This is a genomic window from Streptomyces sp. NPDC091271, from assembly GCF_044757505.1.
GTDB lineage: Bacteria > Actinomycetota > Actinomycetes > Streptomycetales > Streptomycetaceae > Streptomyces.
The window spans coordinates 274,964-296,242 of record NZ_JBIVVD010000005.1 but is presented as its reverse complement, the minus strand read 5'-3'; the positions used below and the strand labels follow the sequence as shown (position 1 = coordinate 296,242).

Below are 21,279 nucleotides of genomic sequence, written 5' to 3'. Positions count from 1 at the left end.
CCCTTGCACAGCCGTACCGGCGGAGCGGATCCGGTGAGCGGCGCGATCGACGCCCGGTCCCTCGCCGTGGTGATCTTCCTCGCCTTCGTCGCCGTGTCCCTGCTGCTGTGCGGACTCGCCGCCGCCGACCAGGACGATCCGGAGCACTTCTACGCGGGCGGCGCCACCCTCGGTCCCGTCAGCGCCGGACTGGCCATCGCCGGCGACTACGTCTCCGCCGCCACGCTGCTCTCCACCACCGGATCCGTCGCGCTCGCCGGATTCGACGGCCTGCTGTTCGCCCTGGCGACGGTCGCCTCGCTCGCCCTCGTCATGCGCCTCTTCGCCGAACGCCTGCGCCGCAAAGGCGTGTTCACCATGGGGGACTTCCTCGCCGACCGGCTCGGCGACGGGTCCGTACGCCGTGCGCTCGGCGTGGCCACCCTCGTCGTACTGGCCCCGCTGCTGCTCGTACAGCTCACCACCGCCGGCCGCGTCATGACCTCCATGTTCGGGCTGCCCGACGGCGCCCTCACCGGCTGCACCGTCGCCAGTGGCGCACTGATGGTCTGCTACTCGGCGTTCGGCGGGATGCGGGGCACCGGCTACATCCAGATCCTCAAGGTGGCCGTCGTCCTCGGAGCCGTCACCCTGCTCGCGGGACTCGTCCTCGCGCGCTTCGACTGGTCCCCGTTCGCCCTCTTCGACGCCGCCCGGGCGGGCAGCGGGGCGGGAGGCGACTACGCGCGCCCCGGCCTGCAGTTCGGCCACGGACTCGCGGGCGGGCTCGACCTGATCGGCTTCCAGATCACCCTCCTGCTCGGCGCCGCCTGCATGCCGCACATCATGATGCGGCTCCACCCGATCCGCGACGCCTGGACCGCCCGCAGGGCCGGCATCTGGGCCGTGAGCCCCGTCGCCCTGCTCTGCGTCGGCATCGTCATCGTCGGACTCGGAGCCTCCGCGCTGGTGGGCCGCGAACTGCTGCACGCCGCCGACCCGGCCGGCGGCACCTCCCTGCTGATGGTGACCAGCGCCCTCGACCCGGGTGCGGCCGGTCCACGCGACAGCCCCCTGTTCGCACTCGTGGCCTGCGCCGCGTTCGCCACCACCCTCGCCGCCGTCGCCGGGATCACCCTGGCCGCCGCCTCGTCCCTGGCCCGCGACTTCACGGTGAAGTCGGGCGCCCAGGGCGAGGGCAAGGCCTCCGGCAGGGAGATCCGGCGCGCCCGCTGGGCCGTCGTCGGCATCGGGGCGCTCGCCGTCCTCCTCTCGGCCTACACCCACGACCGCAACCCGCAGGTGCTGCTCTCCCTGTCCTTCGCGGCGGCGGCCTCGGTCCTGCCGCCCGTCCTGCTGTACGCCCTGTTCCGGCCGCGCTTCAACGCCCGCGGGGTGCGGTGGACCGTGTACGGGACGCTTCCGCTGATCGTCGTCCTGATGGTCATGTCACCGGCGTTCTCCGGCACACCGATCGCACTCTTCCCGGAGTGGGACTTCGACGTCTTCCCGCTCCAGACCCCGGGCCTGGTCACGATCCCGGCGGGATTCCTCCTCGGGCTGCTCGGATCGGGGCAGGACCCGGACGCCGCACCGGACGACCGGCACCGCCACCGCTCCCGCCGGGCACCCGTACGCGCCCGCGGCGGCGCCTAGGGCCCCGGAAGGAGCGCCGGTCACCCGTACGCGCCCGCGGCGGCGCCCGTACGCTCCCGCGGCGGCGCCCAGGGACCCGGAAGGAAGGGGCTACAGGCCGAGCTCGGCCGTGTGCAGCCGGGCCAGCGCGTCCTTGTCGCCCTCCAGCTCCACCCGCGCCGCGTCCTGCCGCCCGGCGGCGAACAGCAGCAGCTCACCCGGCTCCCCGGTGACCGTCACCACCGGGGTGCCCCTGTGGGCGACCGCCGTCTGGCCGTCCGGGCGCCGCAGCACCAGCCCCACCGGTGCACGGCGGCCCAGCATCCGTGCCGTCTTCTCCGTGCGCGACCACAGCACATCGGCGAAGACCGGATCGAGGTCCCGCTGGGACCAGTCGGGCTGGGCCCTGCGCACGTCCTCCGTATGGATGTAGAACTCGACGGTGTTGGCCGCCTCGTCCAGCTGCTTCAGACCGAAGGGGGAGAAGCGCGGCGGCCCCGTACGGATGAGCTGGATCAGCTCCTCGTACGGCTTGGCGGCGAACTCGGCCTGGACCCGCTCCAAGCGGTTCTTCAGGGCACCCAGCATGATCCCGCCCGCCGCGTCGGCGCGGCGTTCACGTACCACGACATGGGCGGCCAGGTCACGGGTCTTCCAGCCGTTGCACAGGGTCTGGGCTTCGGGACCCGCCGCTTCCAACAGGTCGGCGAGCAGAAGACGTTCACGCTTCGCATGGGTCGACATGCCCGCCAGCGTACGACCGACGCCCACGGTCCGCCCAGTGGACGCACGGCCGGACGGTCCCGCCCGGCGCGGCACAATGGGCCCATGACCAGCACGCCCGGCTCCGCGCCCGCCAGCAATCTCGACCCGGCCGTCGCCGCCCGCCTCAAGCGCGGCCCCGACGGACTGTTCCCCGCCATCGCCCAGCAGTACGACACCGGCGAGGTGCTCATGCTCGGCTGGATGGACGACGAGGCGCTGCACCGCACCCTCACCACGGGCCGCTGCACCTACTGGTCGCGCAGCCGCCAGGAGTACTGGGTCAAGGGCGACACCTCCGGCCACACCCAGCAGGTCAGGTCCGTCGCCCTGGACTGCGACGCCGACACCGTCCTGGTGAAGGTCGACCAGACGGGTGCCGCCTGCCACACCGGCGACCGCACCTGCTTCGACCAGGACGTCCTTCCGCTCACCGCGCCCCGATAAGGTCAGCCGCCATGGATCTCGAGACCTTCCGCAAGCTCGCCGTCGACCGGCGTGTCATCCCCGTCAGCCGCCGGCTCCTCGCGGACGGCGACACCCCGGTCGGGCTCTACCGCAAGCTCGCGGCCGAACGCACCGGCACGTTCCTCCTCGAATCCGCGGAGAACGGCCGCACCTGGTCCCGCTACTCCTTCATCGGGGTACGCAGCGCCGCCACCCTGACCTCCCTCGACGGAGCGGCCCACTGGCTGGGCACCCCGCCCGTCGGCGTCCCCGTCGAGGGCGACCCGCTGCAGGCGCTCCGGGCCACCGTCGAGACCCTGCACACCCCCCGCGACCTGGTCGGCGACGAGGGCCTGCCGCCGTTCACCGGCGGCATGGTCGGCTACCTCGGCTACGACGTCGTACGCCGGCTGGAGCGGATCACCGAGCACGGCGGCGACGACCTGAAGCTCCCCGAGCTCACCATGCTGCTCACCTCGGACCTCGCCGTGCTCGACCACGGGAACGGCACCGTCCTGCTGATCGCCAACGCGATCAACCACAACGACCTGGAAACCGGGGTAGACGAGGCCTACCAGGACGCGGTCGCCCGGCTCGACGCCATGGAGCGCGACCTCTCCAGGCCCGTGGAGAACACCCCCGCCGCGCTGCCGCCCTCCGAGCTCCCGCCGTACACCGCGCTCTGGGGCGGCCAGGCGTTCATGGACGCCGTGGAGGACGTCAAGGAGCGCATCAGGGCGGGCGAGGCCTTCCAGGTCGTCCCCTCCCAGCGCTTCGAGACGCCCTGCACGGCGAGCGCGCTGGACGTCTACCGGGTCCTGCGTGCCACCAACCCGTCGCCGTACATGTACCTCTTCCGCTTCGACGGCTTCGACGTCGTCGGCTCCAGCCCCGAGGCGCTCGTCAAGGTCGAGGACGGCCGGGCCATGGTTCACCCGATCGCCGGGACCAGGCACCGCGGCGCCACCCCGCAGGAGGACCAGGCGCTCGCCGACGAGCTCCTCGCCGACCCGAAGGAACGCGCCGAGCACCTGATGCTCGTCGACCTCGGCCGCAACGACCTGGGGCGGGTCTGCGAGCCCGGCAGCGTCGAGGTCGTCGACTTCATGTCGGTCGAGCGGTACTCACACGTGATGCACATCGTCTCCACCGTCACCGGGCGCGTCGCCGAGGGCCGCAGCGCCTTCGACGTCCTCACCGCGTGCTTCCCCGCGGGCACCCTCTCCGGAGCGCCCAAGCCCCGCGCCCTGCAGATCATCGAGGAGCTCGAACCCAGCCGCCGGGGCCTGTACGGAGGCTGCGTCGGCTACCTCGACTTCGCCGGGGACTCCGACACCGCCATCGCCATCCGGACCGCCCTGCTCCGCGACGGAACCGCGTACGTCCAGGCGGGCGCGGGCATCGTCGCGGACTCCGACCCGGTCGCCGAGGACATGGAGTGCCGGAACAAGGCCGCTGCGGTCCTGCGAGCCGTGCACACGGCGAACCGCCTCGGAGCTCACTGAGCCGGTAGGGGATAGTGGAGTACGTGAGTGCTGTCCCCGTACCCCAGCCCCGTGCCCGAGCCGCCTCCGCGCCCGACAGCGCGGGAGGCCGCCGAAGCCTGGCCGCCGGCCTGCTCCTCGGGGCGGCCGGCGCCACCGTCGTCCTCCTCGCCTCCGGGCAGACCTGGGCCGAGGGCAAGGCGGCCGTCGGCGGCGGCACCCTTCCGCTCAGCGCCGACGGCCAGGACGTCACCGGCCTCCCCGCCGCCCTGGCCGTCGTCGGTCTGGCCGCCCTCGTCGCCGTCTTCGCCGTCCGCGGCGGCGGCCGGCTGATCGTCGCCGGACTGCTGGCCCTCAGTGGCCTCGGCGCCGGGCTGAGCGCCTACGCGGGCGCTTCGGACAGGGCGGCCCTGGACGAGCAGGCCGCGCAGACCACAGGCAACACCTCGGCCGCCGTCGACGCCCTCAGCCACACCGCATGGCCCTACGTCACCGCGGCCGGCGGGCTGCTCATCCTGCTCGCCGGACTGCTCGCCCTGCGCTACGGCAGCCGCTGGCCGGCCATGTCGGGACGGTACGAACGGGACGGCACCCCCCGCCCCCGCAAGGCCCCCCGCACCGCCCCGGACCCCGACCGGCCCGAGGAACTGTGGAAGGCCCTGGACCGCGGCGAGGACCCGACGCGCGAGGCATGACCCCCAGCCTCACGTCCACCGGCACGTACGGGACAATGGCAGCAAGCTTTCGTAAGCGCGACACCTTCAGCGCAACACCAACTAGGAGCAACTCATGGCGGGCAGCAGCCACGGACACACCCCGGCCGCCTGGACCGGTGTCATCATCTCCTTCATCGGCTTCTGCATCGCCGGCCTTTTCATGGTCGCGGCGAACACGCTCGGCTTCTGGGCCGGTCTCGCCGTCGTCGTCCTCGGTGGGGTCGTCGGTCTCGCCATGAAGATGGCGGGCCTCGGCATGCCGAAGGAGTCCGACGAGATGGCGGCCGCCAGGGCCCGCGCCTCCCGGGCACAGATCACGGTCTGACCGGTCACGAGCATCGGCGACACGACGCGAGGCGCAGCCCTGACCGGGCTGCGCCTCGCGTCGTGAGCGGGGACAATCGGCCCGTGGACGCCTCAGCCTCTCCCGCCGCCGCCCCGGACCAGCCCCCCGTACCGGGCCCCGGTCTGCCGGCCCCCGCCCCGGTCTCCCGGCTCCGCCGGCTGGCCACGCCCGTCGGCGTCATGGCCGCCGTCGTCGGAGCCTTCGGCTACGTCGCCACGGTCGACCCCAACGAACCCGGCCACTACCCGGTCTGCCCCATGCTCCGCTTCACCGGCCTGCTCTGCCCCGGCTGCGGCGGGCTGCGCAGCGCCCACGCGTTCGCCCACGGAGACCTGGCCGCCGCCCTCGGCGCCAATGCCCTGGCCGTCGTCGGCTACGCCGTCTTCGCCGCGGTCTGGCTGCTCTGGGCGGTCCGCGCGAGCCGGGGCAAGCCCCTGCGGATCGGCCTCGCGCCCGGCTACTGGTGGGGCATCGGGGCGGTGCTGCTGGTGTTCTCCGTGGTCAGGAATCTGCCCTTCGGCTCGGCGCTGGCGCCCTGAATGACCAGGTAGTGGGACGTTAGGCCGCCGGATGCGGGCCCTGAGCCGTCCTGCGGATACCATCGAGATGGCTGATCCTGTACCTAATCACCGCTTCGGAAGGGGGCCGCTCGCGTGAGTGTGCTCGACGAGATCATCGACGGCGTCCGCGCCGACCTCGCGGAGCGGCAGGCGCGTGTCAGCCTCGACGAGCTGAAGGAACGCGCCGCGCGCGCTCCCCAGGCCAAGGACGGAGTCGCCGCCCTGCGCGGCGAGGGCGTGACCGTCATCTGCGAGGTCAAGCGCTCCAGCCCCTCCAAGGGGGCCCTTGCCGCCATCGCCGACCCGGCCGCGCTCGCCGCGGACTACGAGGCCGGCGGCGCATCCGTCATCTCGGTCCTCACCGAGGAGCGCCGCTTCGGCGGATCGCTCGCCGACCTGGAGGCCGTCCGCGCCAAGGTCGACATCCCGGTCCTGCGCAAGGACTTCATCGTCACCTCGTACCAGCTGTGGGAGGCACGGGCCCACGGCGCCGACCTCGCGCTGCTGATCGTCGCCGCCCTCGACCAGGAGGCCCTCGTCTCGCTGATCGAGCGGGCCGAGTCGATCGGCCTGACGCCGCTCGTCGAGGCCCACGACGAGGAGGAGGCGGAGCGCGCCGTGGACGCCGGGGCGAAGATCATCGGTGTCAACGCGCGCAACCTCAAGGACCTCAAGGTCGACCGTTCCACCTTCGAACGCGTCGCCCCCGAGATCCCCGACCACATCGTCAAGGTCGCCGAGTCCGGCGTCCGCGGCCCGCACGACCTCATCGCCTACGCCAACGCCGGCGCGGACGCGGTGCTCGTCGGCGAGTCCCTGGTCACCGGCCGTGACCCCCGGGCCGCCGTCGCCGACCTGGTCGCCGCAGGCGCCCACCCGGCACTCCGGCACGGACGGAGCTGATCCCACCCGTGCCCGCCGACCCTCCCGCCGCCCGCATCCGGCCGGGCCTGCGCCCCGCCGGTGCGAGCGCCCGGGACCCGCACGCGCCGCTGGCGCGCGGCTGCCGCCCGCCCGTCTCCCTCCGCCACCCTCAACCGAGGCGCTGCGCGCCGCCCTTCTGGCACCGCGGCTGCCGCGCCCCCGCCCGGCGTGTGCACGGCCGGCGCGTGCGCTACGTGATCGGCGACGAGCCGGGCCAGGTCAACGGGATGCGATGGCGCACGGGGTCCGCGCCGTAGCGAGCCCCGGCCGTCGCCCGTCCCCCCGTACAGGGGGATCCGCACGCCCCACCGCACCGACCGTCGACCGGTCGGCGTGGCGCTCCGCTCATGGCGCATACGGTGACATCACCCGTTGCGATTCGAGGAGCACGTCGCATGTCGTCCGACTTCTTCATCCCGGACCCCGAGGGTCTGATCCCCAGCGCCGAGGGATACTTCGGCGCGTTCGGTGGCAAGTTCATCCCGGAGGCGCTGGTCGCCGCCGTGGACGAGGTGGCCGTCGAATACGACAAGGCCAAGGCTGACCCGGCCTTCGCCGCCGAGCTCAACCAGCTCATGGTCGACTACACGGGCCGGCCCAGCGCGCTGACCGAGGTCGCACGCTTCGCCGAGCACGCCGGAGGCGCCCGCGTCTTCCTCAAGCGTGAGGACCTCAACCACACCGGCTCGCACAAGATCAACAACGTGCTCGGCCAGGCCCTGCTCACCAAGCGCATGGGCAAGACCCGCGTCATCGCGGAGACCGGAGCGGGCCAGCACGGCGTCGCCACCGCCACGGCCTGCGCCCTCTTCGGGCTCGAGTGCACCATCTACATGGGCGAGATCGACACCGAGCGGCAGGCGCTGAACGTGGCGCGCATGCGGATGCTCGGCGCCGAGGTCGTCGCCGTGAAGTCCGGCTCCAGGACACTCAAGGACGCCATCAACGAGGCGTTCCGCGACTGGGTCGCCAATGTGGACCGCACGCACTACCTCTTCGGCACGGTCGCCGGACCGCACCCCTTCCCGGCGATGGTCCGCGACTTCCACCGGGTGATCGGTGTCGAGGCCCGCCGCCAGATCCTGGAGCGCACCGGCCGGCTGCCGGACGCCGCGGTCGCCTGCGTCGGCGGCGGCTCCAACGCCATCGGCCTCTTCCACGCCTTCATCCCGGACGGGGGCGTCCGGCTGATCGGCTGCGAACCCGCCGGACACGGCGTGGAGACCGGCGAGCACGCGGCGACCCTGACCGCGGGCGAGCCCGGGATCCTGCACGGCTCGCGCAGTTACGTCCTCCAGGACGAGGAAGGCCAGATCACCGAGCCCTACTCGATCTCGGCCGGACTCGACTACCCGGGCATCGGCCCCGAGCACGCCTACCTCAAGGACGTCGGCCGCGGCGAGTACCGCGCCGTCACCGACGACGACGCCATGCAGGCGCTGCGCCTCCTCTCCCGCACCGAGGGGATCATCCCGGCCATCGAGAGCGCGCACGCGCTGGCCGGGGCCCTGGAGGTCGGACGGGAGCTCGGCCCGGACGGGCTGATCCTGATCAACCTGTCCGGCCGCGGCGACAAGGACATGGACACGGCAGCGAGGTACTTCGGGCTGTACGACGGCGCCGACGCGGTCGTCGAGGCCGATGTGGCCGACGGAGAGGAAGAGGTCACCAAGTGAGCGGCAACCGAGAGCTTCTCGAATCGACGCTGGCCCGGGCGGCGTCCGAGGACCGGGCGGCGCTCATCGCCTACCTGCCTGGCGGCTTCCCGACCGTCGACGGCGGCATCGCCGCCGTCAAGGCCGCCGTGGCGGGCGGCGCCGACATCATCGAGGTGGGGCTCCCGCACAGCGACCCGGTGCTCGACGGGCCGGTCATCCAGACCGCCGACGACATCGCGCTGCGCGGCGGCCTCAAGATCGCCGACATCATGCGCACGGTCCGCGAGACGCACGAGGCCACGGGCGCGCCGATCCTCGTCATGACCTACTGGAACCCGATCGACCGCTACGGCGTGGAACGCTTCACCGCCGAGCTGGCCGAGGCCGGCGGCGCCGGGTGCATCCTGCCCGACCTGCCCGTCCAGGAGTCCGCGCTGTGGAGGGAGCACGCCGAGAAGCACGGTCTCGCCACCGTCTTCGTCGTCGCCCCGAGCAGCAAGGACGAGCGCCTCGCCACCATCACGGCCGCGGGCTCCGGATTCGTGTACGCCTCCTCGCTGATGGGCGTCACCGGCACCCGCGAGTCGGTCGGCGAGCAGGCCCAGGACCTGGTGCGCCGCACCCGCGCCACCACGGACCTGCCCGTCTGCGTGGGCATCGGCGTGTCCACCGGCGAGCACGCCCAGCGAGTCGCCGGCTTCGCCGACGGCGTGATCGTCGGCTCGGCCTTCGTCAAGCGGATGCTGGACGCCCCGGACGAGGCCGCCGGTCTCGCCGCCGTCCGCGCGCTGGCGGTTGAACTGGCCGAAGGCGTTCGAAAGCGCTGACAGCGGGCGTCACCCGTACGGGTGGACCTGGGACCGGGGAGGCGCTGACGTGCCTCCCCGGTTCGTTTGCGCGGTGTGAGCGAGAACCAAGACCGTAGAAGAGCCGCACGCGACCGGCTCGCCCAGCAGCGTGAGCAGGACCGGGCGCGCGACCGCCGCCGCCGCACGCTGATCGTCTCGACCGCCGTGGTGGGGGTGCTGGCGCTGGCAGCCGTGATCGGCGTGATCGCGGCCAACGCGGGCAAGAACGACAACGACAGCGAGGCCGGGCCCGCCGTCACCCCGTCCGGGGCGATGGGCAAGGACGGTCTCGCCCTCCAGGTCGGGGCCGACGACGCGCCGTCCACGCTCACGATCTGGGAGGACTTCCGCTGCCCGGTCTGCGCCCAGTTCGAGAACACCTTCCGCGACACGATCACGGAGCTCACCGACAGCGGCCGGCTCAAGGTGGAGTACCACCTGGCCACGATCATCGACGGCAACCTCGGCGGCAGCGGTTCGCTGCGCGCGGCCAACGCGGCCGCCTGCGCCCAGGACGCCGGCAAGTTCGCCCCGTACCACGACACCCTCTTCCGCGATCAGCCCGCCGAGACCGACGACGCCTTCGGTGAGAACAGTAAGCTGATCGAGCTGGCGGGCAAGGTGAAGGGCCTGGACACGCCCGCCTTCCGCAGCTGTGTGGAGGACGGCACGCACGACAGCTGGGTCGAGAAGTCCAACAAGGCGTTCACCGAAGGTGGCTTCCAGGGCACACCGACCGCGCTGCTCAACGGCGAGTCGATCTTCCCGAAGAAGGGGAACGAACAGATCTCCGCCGCCAACATCAAGAAGTGGGTCGCCGAGGCCAACAAGGGCAAGAAGCCGGGCACCGTGGGGGCGACGCCGTCGGCGTCCCCCGCGGAGGACTGACGACCGAGTCGCACCGCGCGGCGGATGGCCGCGTCACGCCGCCGGCCGTGGCCTGCCTCCGGCAGTTGCCGTCACGCCGGCAACTGCCGGAGGTCGGCCGCCCGCCCTTCGACGCCGGGCAGCACGGGCCCGTCACGTGGCGAGCAACGCTTCAGCAGAACCAGCCGTTCTGCACCCAGCCGCGGCGGTTGATGTCCCCGTAGGCGAAGCCGTAGACCCAGTCGCCGCCGCCTTGTTCGACCAGGAAGGTCTGCCCTCGGCGCAGCGTGCCCATCCACGCTCCGTGGGGGGCGGTGACCCGGACGAAGAGGTCCTCGGCGCAGACGGTTTCGCGTTCGCCCTCGGTGCCGTCGGCGGAGACGGCAGGGCTGACGGTCATCACGGTTGTCGCGGCAAGGGCCAGGGCCAGGGTGACGAGCCTGCTCGTGCGGGTCATGCGTGGTCCTTCCGTCGTCTTGTCATGGTCGTCGATCACCAGGATCCGAAGCCGCCCAGGCACTCCTGCCTGACGAAGCCCCAGTCGTTGGGCCCGAAGTCGAACGTGGCCGCCCAGCCGTTGTAGACCGGGTGGGCGCCACGGGTGTGCCCCACCTTGTCGCCACGGAGCAAGGTCCGTTTCAGTCCGGCCGGTCCTGACGCGCTGTCGTAATTCGCGTAGAGACTCGCACTGTCACAGACGATGACAGCGTGTTCCGGAACGGTCGGTTCCGCCCACGCGGCACCGGCGGTGCCGAGGGCGAGAGCTGCGGTCGCGGTGAGGGCGACGCTCAGTTTTTGAGTCGCGTTCATGACAAGTATGGTGGCGGAAGGCGGCCTTGCCGTCCAGAAGGCACCGCACCCGGCCGAGCCCAGGTGAAGGCACGTCCCTCGCGGCCACCCCGGTGGTGGGAGCGGGTGCTCCGCCGGGGTCCCGTTACCCAGAAGTTGCCGGACGGCTTGCCGTACGTCCCGTCCGGCAAGGTAGCGTCGACTCCGTCATGAACCTTGCCTTCATTCCCAGCCCGTCGACCGGCGTGATCGAGCTCGGCCCGATCCCGCTCCGCGGCTACGCGTTCTGCATCATCATCGGTGTCTTCGTCGCCGTCTGGTTCGGCAACAAGCGCTGGGTCGCCAGAGGCGGCAAAGCCGGCACCGTCGCCGACATCGCCGTCTGGGCCGTGCCCTTCGGCCTGGTCGGCGGCAGGCTCTACCACGTGATCACCGACTACCAGCTGTACTTCAGCGACGGTGAGAACTGGGTGGACGCCTTCAAGATCTGGGAGGGCGGCCTCGGTATCTGGGGCGCTATCGCGCTCGGCGCGGTCGGTGCCTGGATCGGCTGCCGCCGCCGTGGGATCCCGCTCCCGGCCTGGGCGGACGCACTGGCACCCGGGATCGCCTTCGCCCAGGCGATCGGCCGCTGGGGCAACTGGTTCAACCAGGAGCTGTACGGCAAGCCGACCGACGTCCCCTGGGCGCTGAAGATCAGCGAGGGCACGAACCGGGTCGAGGGCACCTACCACCCGACGTTCCTGTACGAGTCCCTGTGGTGCGTCGGTGTCGCGCTCCTGGTCATCTGGGCGGACCGCCGCTTCAAGCTCGGACACGGCCGGGCCTTCGCGCTGTACGTCGCGGCGTACTGCGCGGGCCGCGGCTGGATCGAGTACATGCGCGTCGACGAGGCGCACCACGTGCTGGGCCTCCGGCTCAACGTGTGGACCGCGATCATCGTGTTCGTGCTCGCCGTCGTCTACATCGTGATCTCGGCGAAGGTGCGCCCCGGCCGCGAGGAGGTCGTCGAGCCCGCCGCGGTGAGCCTGACCAAGGACGGCGAGAAGGCCGCCGACGCCTCCGCGGAGACCGGCTCCGAGGAATCCGCTTCCGAGGAGACCGCCTCCGGAACGGCCTCCGGGACCACTTCCGGGACCGCCTCCGGGACCGCCTCCGGGACCGCAGACAGCTCCGAGGAGGCCGACACGCAGGCCCCCGAGGCCGACGGGACCCCGCAGAAGGCCGACAGGAGCTGACGCTCCCCGGCCCCGCACGCATCGCGAAGGGGCCGCCGGACCACCACGGTCCGGCGGCCCCTTCGACCATGTACGGGCCTCACCGGTGCGAGCGCGCCAACGCGAGCGTGCGTTCCGCGGTCGCCACCACGGCCGCGTCGACGAACCTCCCGTCCGGCAGGGCCTGCGCCCCCGCCTCCGTCCGGGACGCCTCCACGATCTGCTCCGCCGCCTCCACCTCCCGCGACGTCGGCCGGAACGCCCGCTCGATCACCGGCAGTTGCCGGGGATGGATCGCCGCCCGGCCGAGCAGCCCGAGATCCCTCCCGTGCGCGCAGGACGACCGCAGCCCCGACAGGTCCCGGACATCCGTGTACACCGACATCACGGGCGGGTCCAGCCCCGCCGCCCGGGCGGCGACCACCACACGGCTGCGCGGCCAGTCGAGACCGGCGTCGTCCCGCACCCCCAGATCCGCCCGGAGATCCGCCTCGCCCAGCGCGACACCCCGTACGGCGTGATGCGCCCCCGCGATCGAGTACGCGTGCTCGATCGCCAGCGCCGACTCCAGCAGCGGATAGAGCGGCACACCCGGGGCCAGGGCCGCGACATGGTGCACCGACGCCGCATGGGTGATCTTCGGGAGCCGCATCCCGGACAGTCCCGCCAGCCCCGCCAGCGCCTTCACGTCGCCCTCGCCGTGGACCCGGACATGGACCGGCACCGCCATCGGATCCGCCGTGACCGGATCCGAGAGGAGCTCCGCCGTCGCCGACCGCGCGTACTCCTTACGATCCGGTGCGACGGCGTCCTCCAGGTCGATGATCACCACATCCGCGCCCGAGCCGAGCGCCTTGCGGACCACCTCGGGCCGGTCCCCGGGAACGTACAGCCAAGTCAGCGCCACCGCCGGGCCGCTCACAGCGCCCCCTCGTCCCGCAGCGCCGCGACCGCGGGGGCGGAGAGGCCGAGCTCCGCCAGGATCTCGTCCGTGTCCGCTCCGTGCGGCCGGCCGGCCCAGCGGATCGCCCCCGGCGTCTCCGAGAGCCGGAACAGCACGTTCTGCATCCGCAGCGGCCCCAGCTCGGGGTCGTCGACCTCGGTGATCGTGCCCAGCGCCCGGTACTGCGGGTCCTCCATCACATCCCGTACGTCCTGGATCGGCGCGATCGCCGCCTCGGCCTTCTCGAAGGCGTCCACCGCCTCCTCCCTGGTGCGCCGGGCGATCCAGTGGCCCACCGCCTCGTCGAGTTCGTCGGCGTGCTCGGCGCGGGTCGTCCCGGCGGAGAACCACGGTTCCTCGATCAGCTCCGGGCGCCCCACCAGACGCATCACGCGTTCCGCGACCGACTGGGCGGAGGTCGAGACGGCGACCCAGTGGCCGTCGGAGGTGCGGTAGGTGTTGCGCGGGGCGTTGTTGCGGGAGCGGTTCCCGGTCCGCGGCTGGACGTATCCGAGCTGGTCGTACCAGAGCGGCTGCGGTCCCAGCACGGTGAGGATCGGCTCGATGATCGCCATGTCCACCACCTGTCCCTGCCCGGTGAGATCGCGCCCGGCCAGCGCCGTCATCACCGCGTACGCCGTGGCGAGCGCCGCGATCGAATCGGCCAGGCCGAACGGTGGCAGGGTCGGCGGCCCGTCGGGCTCGCCGGTGACGGCGGCGAAACCGCTCATCGCCTCGGCGAGCGTGCCGAATCCGGGCCGGTGCGCGTACGGGCCGGTCTGCCCGAAGCCCGTGACCCTGGCCAGCACCAGCCGGGGGTTGACGGCACGGAGCTCCTCCCAGCCCAGGCCCCAGCGCTCCAGGGTCCCCGGCCGGAAGTTCTCGATGATCACGTCGGTTTCCGCGGCCAGCCTCAGCAGCACGTCCCGGCCGCCCGGGGCGGACAGGTCGAGGGTCAGCGTCCGCTTGTTCCGGCCGAGCAGCTTCCACCACAGGCCGATGCCGTCCTTCGCGGGGCCGTGACCGCGCGAGGGATCGGGCTTGCGCGGATGCTCGACCTTGATGACCTCGGCCCCGAAGTCCCCGAGCATGGTGGCCGCGAGGGGCCCGGCGAAGAGGGTGGCGAGGTCCAGGACCCGCAGGCCGGAGAGGGGAGCGGTCGTCGTACTCATAGGGCATCGATCTCGCTTCGGTACGGCATGGACGTGGAGGCGCCCGGTTTCTGCACACAGAGCGCGGCGGCGGAGGACGCCCAGGCCAGCGCCTCCGGCACGGACCGGCCCTCGCCGAGCGCCACGGCGAGCGTGCCGACGAAGGTGTCCCCGGCTCCGGTCGTGTCGACGGCGGTGACCTCGGGGGCGGGGAAGAGGACCGGTTCGCCGCCGCGTGCCGCGTACAGGCACCCCTTCCTGCCGAGCGTGATCACGACCTCGGGGACCTGCCGCAGCAGGATCTGCGCGGCGGCGTGCGGTTCCACGCACCCGGTGAGCGCCGCGGCCTCGTGCTCGTTGGGGATCAGCAGGTCGACGTCGTCCAGGAGTCCGGACGGCAGCGGCTGCACGGGGGAGGGGGTGAGGATCGTCCGTACACCCCGGGCCTTCGCGGTCCGGGCTCCCTCCGCCACGGCGGAGAGCGGGAGTTCCAGCTGGAGGAGGAGCAGGCCGGCCGCCGCGACGGCGGCTCTCTCCCCGGGGCCCAGCGCGGTCACGGTGCCGTTCGCGCCGGGGATCACCACGATCGCGTTGGACCCCTCGTCGTCGACGACGATGTGCGCGGTGCCGCTGGGTCCGGCGACGGTGTGCAGCAGTTCCGTGTCCACACCGGCGTGCTCCAGGTTCGTCCGGAGCGACGAGCCGTACTCATCGGTCCCGACCGCCCCGATCATCACCACCTCGCCTCCCGCGCGGGCCGCGGCGACGGCCTGGTTGGCCCCCTTGCCGCCGGGGACGGTCCGGAACTCCCGTCCGGTGACGGTCTCCCCGCGCCCGGGAGCCCGGGCGACGTAGGCGACCAGGTCCATATTGGTGCTGCCGAGCACAGCGATCGCGGTCATGGGCGGCATACCTCCTGATGGGTCAGTTCCGCGAGGGTGTCGAAGCCGATGGAGTCGAAGCCGGGGACGGAGGTGGCGAGGCGGTTCTTGAGCGGAGCGGTCCACCGGTCGGGCAGTGCGGAGGCCCGCCCGGCCAGCAGGCCCGCGAGCGAACCGGCCGTCGCACCGTTCGAGTCGGTGTCCCAGCCGCCGGACACCGCGCAGCCGATAGAGCGGCCGAAGTCCCCGTCAGCGTGCGTGAGGGCGGCGGCGAGCAGCGCCGCGTTGGGCAGGACGTGCACCCAGTGGTGGGTGGAGCCGTACGCGTCGTGGAGGCGGTCCACGACCGTGTCGAAGTCGGGTTCCTCGCGGGCGGCCCGGACACCGAGGCGTACCGCACGCGCGTACCGGGACCGGGGCGGCACCACCCGCAGCCCGGCTGCCAGACAGCCGTGCACATCCGTCTCGCCGCCGGCGGCCTCGGCGAGGGCCGCGGCGGTGAACATCGCGCCGTACACCCCGTTCGCCGTATGGGTGAGAACCGCGTCCCGGTAGGCCTGTTCCGCGGCGGCCCCCGGGTCGCCGGGATGCGTCCAGCCGTGCACATCGGCCCGGATCTGGGCGCCGATCCACTCCCGGAAGGGGTTGCGGTGGCGCGCGGTGTCCGGCGGCTCGATCCCGTCGAGCAGATTGCGGTACGCGATCCGCTCAGCGGTGAAGACACGGCCCGCCGGGAGCTCGTCGAGCCACAGCCGGGCCAGGTCGGAGGTGCTGAACCCGTGGCCGTGCCGCTGGAGCAGCAGCACGGTCAGCAAGGGGTGGTTGAGGTCGTCGTCCTCCGGCATCCCGTCGATGTTCTCGGCGAGGGAGGTGGGTGCCGAGCGGCGGTTCCACGGGTACGCGGCGGCCAGTTCACCGGGCAGCCCCCGGGCGGTGAACCAGGTGGTGAGCGGCCAGTTGCCGGTGGCGCGGGCCAGGGCGCGGATGCCGGCCAGGGGCAGCTTCTCGACCGGCTTGCCCAGCAGACAGCCCGCGGCCCGCCCCAGCCAGGCCGCGTGCAGACGGTCGGGCCCGAAGGACACGGGGCGGGCGTGTGGAGCGGGCCAGCGCGGGCACGCCGCCCGGATCCCGGCCAGGCCGGTCGGCTCGTCCTCCGCCGACGGGCACTCCAGCAGGGCGAGTTCGTCCAGGAGTTCCCCGGCGAGCGCGCGCAGCCGGCGCGGGGCGGCGGGCTCCGAGGCCCCCGCACGCTCCGGGGCTGGAGCACCGCCCGCCGCATACCACCGCTGCTCGATGTCCCCGGCGTCCCGGCCGTCCTGCGCGGCCTGGCGCAGCTCGTGGCCCACCAGGTCCTCGGGCTGGACCCACGTCAGGCGTACGCTCACCGGCCGTCGCCCGTCAGCACGGCGAACGCCGCCTCGTGTGCGCGGCGCCGGGCGGTGTCCCGGGCGAAGACCTCCCGGGCCACCTCCGCGAGGGCCCGCGCCGGGGCGTGCAGATCGAGGCGACTGGCCTCGGCGACCGTCTTCACCCAGGCCGCGGGGATGCCCTGCTCGCCGTGGAGCGCGCCCGCGAGCGCGCCGCTCATCGTGGCGATCGAGTCGCAGTCCCGGCCGTAGTTGACCGAGCCCAGCACCGAGCGCCGGTAGTCGCCGTCGCCGACGAGCAGCATGCCGAGCGCGACCGGAAGCTCCTCGATGGAGTGCAGCCGGGAGGGCCGCCGGGCGCCCAGCGAGGGGTCGCGGTAGTGGGGGCCCACCGTGTCGAACGGCGCGACCGCCGCGCGCAGCGGCACCAGCGCGGACTCGAAGTCCGTGTAGCGGACGGCTACTTCACACACCGCTTCGATCGCCGACCGGGTGCCGTCCTTGGCCAGGCCCAGAGCGGTTCCGACGACCGAGGCGGGGGTCGCGTCCGGAGCGCACGCGGCGGCGACGGCGGCGGCCAGGACCCCGGCCGCCTCCCGGCCGTACGAGGACTGGTGGGCACCCGCGACATCCAGCGCCTCCGCGTACGCGGCCTCCGGGTCGGCCGCGTTCACCAGGCCGACCGGGGCCATGTACATCGCCGCCCCGCAGTTGACGATGTTCCCCGAGCCCGCCTCGCGGGGGTCCGCGTGCCCGTAGTGCAGCCGGGTGACGATCCACTTCTCCGCGAGGAAGATCCGCTGCAGGGGGAGCGCCTCGGCCTCCAGCTCCGGGATCCAGCGGGGCCGCGACATCAGGTCCGGGACGAGATGGTCGGCGACGGAGTACGCGTCGAGGTGACCGCGCACCGTCTCGTACACCCGGACCAGAGCGTGGGTCATCAAGGTGTCGTCGGTGACGTGCCCGTCACCCTTGTGGTACGGGGCGATGGGGCGCGCCGTGCGCCAGTCGTCGCCGTACCAGGGCCCGACGACGCCGGCCACCCGGCCGCCGTGACGCTCGGCGATCTGATCCGGTGTCCAGCCCTCGACGGGTCCGCCGAGCGCGTCGCCCACGGCCGCGCCGACGAGGGCTCCGGTGATGCGTTCATCCAGGGTGAGCGTCGTGGTGGTCGTGACGGCCTCGAGCGGTGCGGATGTTTTGTGTGCCATGTCGGGATTGTCCACCCGGGGTGGCCGGTTCCGTGGCTGCCAGCAGCCCGGCGAGTTCGATGAGGTCCGCACCGGCCAGCCGGGGCAGCGCACACCCGGCCAGCGTCCGGCAGGCCTCCCGCCAGCCCGCGGGCACGGTCGCCGTCCCGCCCAGCGCCCCGGTCAGGGCCCCGGCCAGCGCAGGCGCCGAATCGGCGACCCGGGACAGGCAGGCCGCCGCGGGCACGGCCTGGGCGAACTCGCCCCGGGCGGCGGTCGTCAGGGCCAGGGCGACCGGCACGGTCTCGGCGGCGGCGATCCCGTAGCTGTACACGTGGTCCACGATCTGGTGCTCCAGCACGGGGACGAGCGCGAAGGCGCCCGCCGCCTCGTCCGCGAACTCCCGGGCCAGCCGCACCGCGTGGACGGCGTTGCGCGCGATCTCGGTTCCCTCGGGGAGCTGGTCGAGTGCGGCGTTCACCACCGTGTCGACGTCCGCCCCGGCCAGGGCCTCGGCGATCGCGGCAGCGATCGCGCGGGCGCCGTGCACCCCGTCGCCGTCCTGTGTGTACCGGGCGTCGAACTCGGCGAGCGCGGCCGCCGCCGCCGGGTCACCGGGGTGCACGACCGCGAGCACGGCGGCCCGCACACAGGCCGCGTCGTCGAAGTAGTGCGGATTGTCGTGGCCGGTGGCGGGAGGGCGCAGCCCGGCGGCCAGATTGCCGAGCCCGGCGCGTACGGAGATCCGGGCCCGGAGCGGAAGGACGGCCGACTCGACCTCGGGCGCCCGGGCACTCGCGGCGGCCACCTTCGCCGCCAGCGCGTTCCACGAACGGTCGACCGCGTCCCGCATCCGGTGGCCGGGGGAGAGGTCCGGCGCGTGGTCGGCCGCGGCGGCCAGCACGGTCCGGGCGGAGAACGCGGCCCACTCGGCGTCGTCGGACGGCCCGAGCCGCAACGGCTCGGGCGGCTGGTTGAGGGCGATGGGCACGGGGAGGGTCGTCGTCGCGTTCTGCTCCGCGAAGGTGTCCAGCTCCCTGGTGAGCCGCCTCGTCCACTCCGGCATCCGCGCCGCACGGTGCCGCGCGGCCGGCCACCCGGCCGCGTCACCGGCGGCCAGCCCCAGCAGCAGCCCCTCGATCCTGGCCTGCCTGCCCGGTGCGCCGTGGCCCCTGGCGCCGCCGTCGGCCGCCGGACCTGAGGTGATCGTGATGGCCACGTGCGAGGCGGACTCCACCGGCGCGGTGGGCGCGCCCCGCCCGGGTCCGCGGGCGGCGGTCACCGGGCGTCCTGCCGGACGCCGGAGGCCGGAGCTGCCAGGGCGGTGGTGCGTACGGGCGTGTGCCACGCGGGGCCCGGCGGCCGCGCCCCGGGCGGCTCATGCCGCGGGGGCACAGGTGCGGCGGCGGGCTCCCGGTCCGGGGCCGGCGTGTCCTCCCCGTCGTCCGGGGTCAGCAGATCCGCGATGTCCAGGACGTGGTACCCCCGCATGGACGGCAGACAGCTGCCCCGCACCGGGCCGATCGCCGCCGCCCAGTCCCGGGGGATCGCCGACGCCCCGTGCAGGGCACCGGCCAGCGCGCCCGCCACGGCGGCCGTGGTGTCGGCGTCCCGGCCCATGTTCACCGCCGTGAGCACCGCCGTACGGAAATCACCGCGCGCCGCCGTGAGGGCCCCGAAGGCCAGGCCCACCGCCTCCGGCGCCAGATCCGTCCACGGGTAGCCGCCGATCACCACCGCGGACCGCACCGCGCGCTCCCCGGCCAGCCGGTCCGGGTACGAGCGCTGCGCGGCCGTGACCGCGCGGCGCAGCGAACGGGCCGTCCAGGAGTCCATCGGCACGACCGAGAGCGCGGCCGCGATCACCGAGGCCAGCCCCGCCCCCACCATCGCGGCCGCCACCCCCGCCGCGACCGCCTGACCGCCGTAGATGCCCTCCCCGTCATGGCTCACCCGGCCGTCCACCGCCACCAGACGGGCGGCCTCGGCGGGACGGCCCGCCGCGAACACCCCGAACGGCGCCGCCCGCATCGCGAGACCGTCGCTCCAGGCGTGCCGGTGCTGCGCGGAGATCGGCGCGGCCAGCCCGCGCCGCAGATTCTCCAGCGTCCCGCGCTCGCTGAATCCGGCTCCCCGGAACGGGCCCTCGTCCAGATCCGCGATCCAGTGGTGCCAGGCCCGCTCGACATGCGAGACGGTGAGCGCCGATCCGTGCCTGGCCAGCAGCAGTCCGGAGAAGATCGCGTACTCGGTGTCGTCGGTCCCCGCCGGATCGTCGCTGACGAAACCCTCGATACGGCCCCAGCGACGGCGGATCTCGGACGGGCGCATGTTCTCCGCCGGTGCGCCGAGCGCGTCCCCCACCGCGAGCCCCAGCAAAGCCCCCCGCGCCCGGTCACCCGTGCCCGCCGCCGGACCGTCCGCCATGAGCTCCATCGTGTCGACCCTTCACTCGCACCCGGAACAACCGGATATGCGAGGTTTCCCCGATCGCACCGAAGAGAGGCTCGTATTTCGTACAAATCGGCCGCCCGGGTGACGCCCGTGAGGCAGGTAAGTTCGGCCTTCCTTGCTGGCGGGAGGGCTTTTTCGTGCGTACTTTCGACGGTGTGGAGCGGGAAGCGCAACTTGGGGACCGCTCCCGGAAAAGGGGAGAGCTGTGTCCATCATCGAGACCGACGCCGTACTGCACGAGGCCCACCGGGACAACCACACGCACCGCGACGTCAACGGCGGCTGGCTGCGGCCCGCGGTGTTCGGCGCCATGGACGGTCTCGTCTCCAACCTCGCCCTGATGACGGGCGTCGCCGGAGGGGCGGTCTCCCAGCAGACCATCGTCATCACCGGCCTGGCCGGACTCGCCGCCGGTGCGTTCTCCATGGCCGCGGGGGAATACACCTCCGTCGCCTCGCAGCGCGAGCTCGTCGAGGCCGAGCTCGCCGTCGAGCGGCGCGAGCTGCGCAAGCACCCCAAGGACGAGATGCGGGAGCTCGCCGCACTCTACGAGTCCCGCGGGGTCGAGCCCGCCCTCGCCCAGGAGGTCGCACGCCAGCTGTCCAGGGACCCGGAGCAGGCGCTCGAGATACACGCCCGTGAGGAGCTGGGCATCGACCCGGGCGACCTGCCCTCTCCCCTCGTCGCCGCCCTGTCCTCGTTCGGCGCCTTCGCCCTCGGCGCTCTGCTGCCCGTGCTGCCCTATCTGCTCGGCGCCACCGAGATGTGGCCCGCCGTGCTCCTCGCCCTGGCCGGCCTCTTCGGCTGCGGGGCTGTCGTGGCCAGGGTGACGGCACGGACCTGGTGGTTCAGCGGACTGCGCCAGCTCGTGCTCGGCGGGGCCGCCGCGGCGATCACGTACGGCCTGGGCGCGCTCTTCGGTGTGGCCGTCGGCTGACGCCCCCGCGGGGGGGGGGGGGGGGGGCCCCCGCGGGGGGGGGGGGCGGGGGGGGCCCCCCCCCCGCGGGGCCCGGGGTGGGGGGGGGGGTGGGCCCCCACCACGGGGGGGGGGGGGGGGGCCC

General features: G+C 73.4%; 23 protein-coding genes. 13 read left to right on the top strand and 10 right to left on the bottom strand.

Annotation, left to right across the window (positions count from 1 at the left end; genetic code table 11):
• The first annotated feature begins 33 nt into the window (after nucleotides 1-33).
• A complete protein-coding gene (locus tag ACIQM3_RS22480) occupies nucleotides 34-1,635 on the top strand; it encodes a cation acetate symporter (RefSeq protein ID WP_401626945.1) in 1,602 nt (533 codons plus the stop codon).
• A gap of 90 nt (nucleotides 1,636-1,725) precedes the next feature.
• Here the strand turns inward: ACIQM3_RS22480 and ACIQM3_RS22475 are convergent, their stop codons facing one another.
• Nucleotides 1,726-2,358, bottom strand: a complete 633-nt coding sequence (locus ACIQM3_RS22475) for a TIGR03085 family metal-binding protein (RefSeq protein WP_401626943.1) — start codon at nucleotides 2,356-2,358, stop codon at nucleotides 1,726-1,728.
• Between the two features lie 84 nt (nucleotides 2,359-2,442).
• Between ACIQM3_RS22475 and hisI the strand changes: the two genes are divergently transcribed.
• The 10 genes from hisI (at nucleotide 2,443) to ACIQM3_RS22425 (ending at nucleotide 10,247) form a co-directional block, all read left to right on the top strand.
• Entirely contained in the window at nucleotides 2,443-2,823 is a 381-nt protein-coding gene (gene hisI / locus ACIQM3_RS22470; protein WP_401626942.1) for a phosphoribosyl-AMP cyclohydrolase, read from the top strand.
• Between the two features lie 11 nt (nucleotides 2,824-2,834).
• On the top strand, nucleotides 2,835-4,328 hold the full coding sequence (locus tag ACIQM3_RS22465) for an anthranilate synthase component I (protein WP_401626940.1): 1,494 nt from the start codon (nucleotides 2,835-2,837) through the stop codon (nucleotides 4,326-4,328).
• Between the two features lie 14 nt (nucleotides 4,329-4,342).
• Nucleotides 4,343-5,002: a TIGR02234 family membrane protein gene (locus ACIQM3_RS22460; protein ID WP_401626938.1), complete on the top strand. Its 660-nt coding sequence runs from the start codon at nucleotides 4,343-4,345 to the stop codon at nucleotides 5,000-5,002.
• A gap of 94 nt (nucleotides 5,003-5,096) precedes the next feature.
• Entirely contained in the window at nucleotides 5,097-5,348 is a 252-nt protein-coding gene (locus tag ACIQM3_RS22455) for an HGxxPAAW family protein (RefSeq protein ID WP_401626936.1), read from the top strand.
• Nucleotides 5,349-5,431: 83 nt separating this feature from the next.
• Nucleotides 5,432-5,908: a DUF2752 domain-containing protein gene (locus ACIQM3_RS22450; protein WP_401626934.1), complete on the top strand. Its 477-nt coding sequence runs from the start codon at nucleotides 5,432-5,434 to the stop codon at nucleotides 5,906-5,908.
• Between the two features lie 114 nt (nucleotides 5,909-6,022).
• Nucleotides 6,023-6,832: an indole-3-glycerol phosphate synthase TrpC gene (trpC, locus tag ACIQM3_RS22445; protein ID WP_356712289.1), complete on the top strand. Its 810-nt coding sequence runs from the start codon at nucleotides 6,023-6,025 to the stop codon at nucleotides 6,830-6,832.
• An 8-nt stretch (nucleotides 6,833-6,840) separates the two neighbouring features.
• Entirely contained in the window at nucleotides 6,841-7,110 is a 270-nt protein-coding gene (trpM, locus tag ACIQM3_RS22440; RefSeq protein WP_401626932.1) for a tryptophan biosynthesis modulator TrpM, read from the top strand.
• 138 nt (nucleotides 7,111-7,248) lie between these two features.
• Nucleotides 7,249-8,529, top strand: coding sequence for a tryptophan synthase subunit beta (gene trpB / locus ACIQM3_RS22435; protein ID WP_401626930.1), 1,281 nt, complete (start codon nucleotides 7,249-7,251; stop codon nucleotides 8,527-8,529).
• Nucleotides 8,526-9,338, top strand: coding sequence for a tryptophan synthase subunit alpha (gene trpA, locus ACIQM3_RS22430; RefSeq protein ID WP_401626928.1), 813 nt, complete (start codon nucleotides 8,526-8,528; stop codon nucleotides 9,336-9,338). Before trpB ends, trpA begins: the two co-directional genes overlap by 4 nt.
• Nucleotides 9,339-9,413: 75 nt before the next feature.
• The gene (locus tag ACIQM3_RS22425; protein WP_401626926.1) at nucleotides 9,414-10,247 is read left to right on the top strand and encodes a thioredoxin domain-containing protein; all 834 of its coding nucleotides are present in this window, start codon (nucleotides 9,414-9,416) and stop codon (nucleotides 10,245-10,247) included.
• 151 nt (nucleotides 10,248-10,398) lie between these two features.
• Here ACIQM3_RS22425 and ACIQM3_RS22420 read toward each other — a convergent pair whose 3' ends face one another.
• Together ACIQM3_RS22420 and ACIQM3_RS22415 are read right to left on the bottom strand one after the other, a co-directional pair.
• The gene (locus tag ACIQM3_RS22420) at nucleotides 10,399-10,683 is read right to left on the bottom strand and encodes a hypothetical protein (protein ID WP_401626924.1); all 285 of its coding nucleotides are present in this window, start codon (nucleotides 10,681-10,683) and stop codon (nucleotides 10,399-10,401) included.
• Nucleotides 10,684-10,718: 35 nt separating this feature from the next.
• Entirely contained in the window at nucleotides 10,719-11,036 is a 318-nt protein-coding gene (locus tag ACIQM3_RS22415) for a hypothetical protein (RefSeq protein ID WP_401626923.1), read from the bottom strand.
• 188 nt (nucleotides 11,037-11,224) lie between these two features.
• Between ACIQM3_RS22415 and lgt the strand changes: the two genes are divergently transcribed.
• Nucleotides 11,225-12,253: a prolipoprotein diacylglyceryl transferase gene (gene lgt, locus ACIQM3_RS22410; protein WP_401626922.1), complete on the top strand. Its 1,029-nt coding sequence runs from the start codon at nucleotides 11,225-11,227 to the stop codon at nucleotides 12,251-12,253.
• A 79-nt stretch (nucleotides 12,254-12,332) separates the two neighbouring features.
• Here the strand turns inward: lgt and ACIQM3_RS22405 are convergent, their stop codons facing one another.
• The 7 genes from ACIQM3_RS22405 to ACIQM3_RS22375 all read right to left on the bottom strand — a co-directional run bounded on the left by ACIQM3_RS22405 (nucleotide 12,333) and on the right by ACIQM3_RS22375 (nucleotide 20,200).
• The gene (locus ACIQM3_RS22405; RefSeq protein ID WP_401626921.1) at nucleotides 12,333-13,154 is read right to left on the bottom strand and encodes an HpcH/HpaI aldolase/citrate lyase family protein; all 822 of its coding nucleotides are present in this window, start codon (nucleotides 13,152-13,154) and stop codon (nucleotides 12,333-12,335) included.
• Nucleotides 13,151-14,347, bottom strand: a complete 1,197-nt coding sequence (locus ACIQM3_RS22400) for a CaiB/BaiF CoA transferase family protein (protein WP_401626919.1) — start codon at nucleotides 14,345-14,347, stop codon at nucleotides 13,151-13,153. Before ACIQM3_RS22400 ends, ACIQM3_RS22405 begins: the two co-directional genes overlap by 4 nt.
• Complete coding sequence (rbsK, locus tag ACIQM3_RS22395) at nucleotides 14,344-15,228, bottom strand: ribokinase (RefSeq protein WP_401626917.1); 885 nt, start codon at nucleotides 15,226-15,228, stop codon at nucleotides 14,344-14,346. Before rbsK ends, ACIQM3_RS22400 begins: the two co-directional genes overlap by 4 nt.
• The gene (locus ACIQM3_RS22390; protein ID WP_401626915.1) at nucleotides 15,225-16,592 is read right to left on the bottom strand and encodes an ADP-ribosylglycohydrolase family protein; all 1,368 of its coding nucleotides are present in this window, start codon (nucleotides 16,590-16,592) and stop codon (nucleotides 15,225-15,227) included. Before ACIQM3_RS22390 ends, rbsK begins: the two co-directional genes overlap by 4 nt.
• The gene (locus ACIQM3_RS22385; RefSeq protein WP_401626913.1) at nucleotides 16,589-17,785 is read right to left on the bottom strand and encodes an ADP-ribosylglycohydrolase family protein; all 1,197 of its coding nucleotides are present in this window, start codon (nucleotides 17,783-17,785) and stop codon (nucleotides 16,589-16,591) included. Before ACIQM3_RS22385 ends, ACIQM3_RS22390 begins: the two co-directional genes overlap by 4 nt.
• Nucleotides 17,721-18,977, bottom strand: a complete 1,257-nt coding sequence (locus tag ACIQM3_RS22380; protein ID WP_401627436.1) for an ADP-ribosylglycohydrolase family protein — start codon at nucleotides 18,975-18,977, stop codon at nucleotides 17,721-17,723. Before ACIQM3_RS22380 ends, ACIQM3_RS22385 begins: the two co-directional genes overlap by 65 nt.
• Before the next feature lie 65 nt (nucleotides 18,978-19,042).
• Entirely contained in the window at nucleotides 19,043-20,200 is a 1,158-nt protein-coding gene (locus ACIQM3_RS22375) for an ADP-ribosylglycohydrolase family protein (RefSeq protein WP_401626911.1), read from the bottom strand.
• Between the two features lie 223 nt (nucleotides 20,201-20,423).
• Between ACIQM3_RS22375 and ACIQM3_RS22370 the strand changes: the two genes are divergently transcribed.
• Nucleotides 20,424-21,155: a VIT1/CCC1 transporter family protein gene (locus ACIQM3_RS22370; protein WP_401510312.1), complete on the top strand. Its 732-nt coding sequence runs from the start codon at nucleotides 20,424-20,426 to the stop codon at nucleotides 21,153-21,155.
• Nucleotides 21,156-21,279 lie beyond the last annotated feature (124 nt).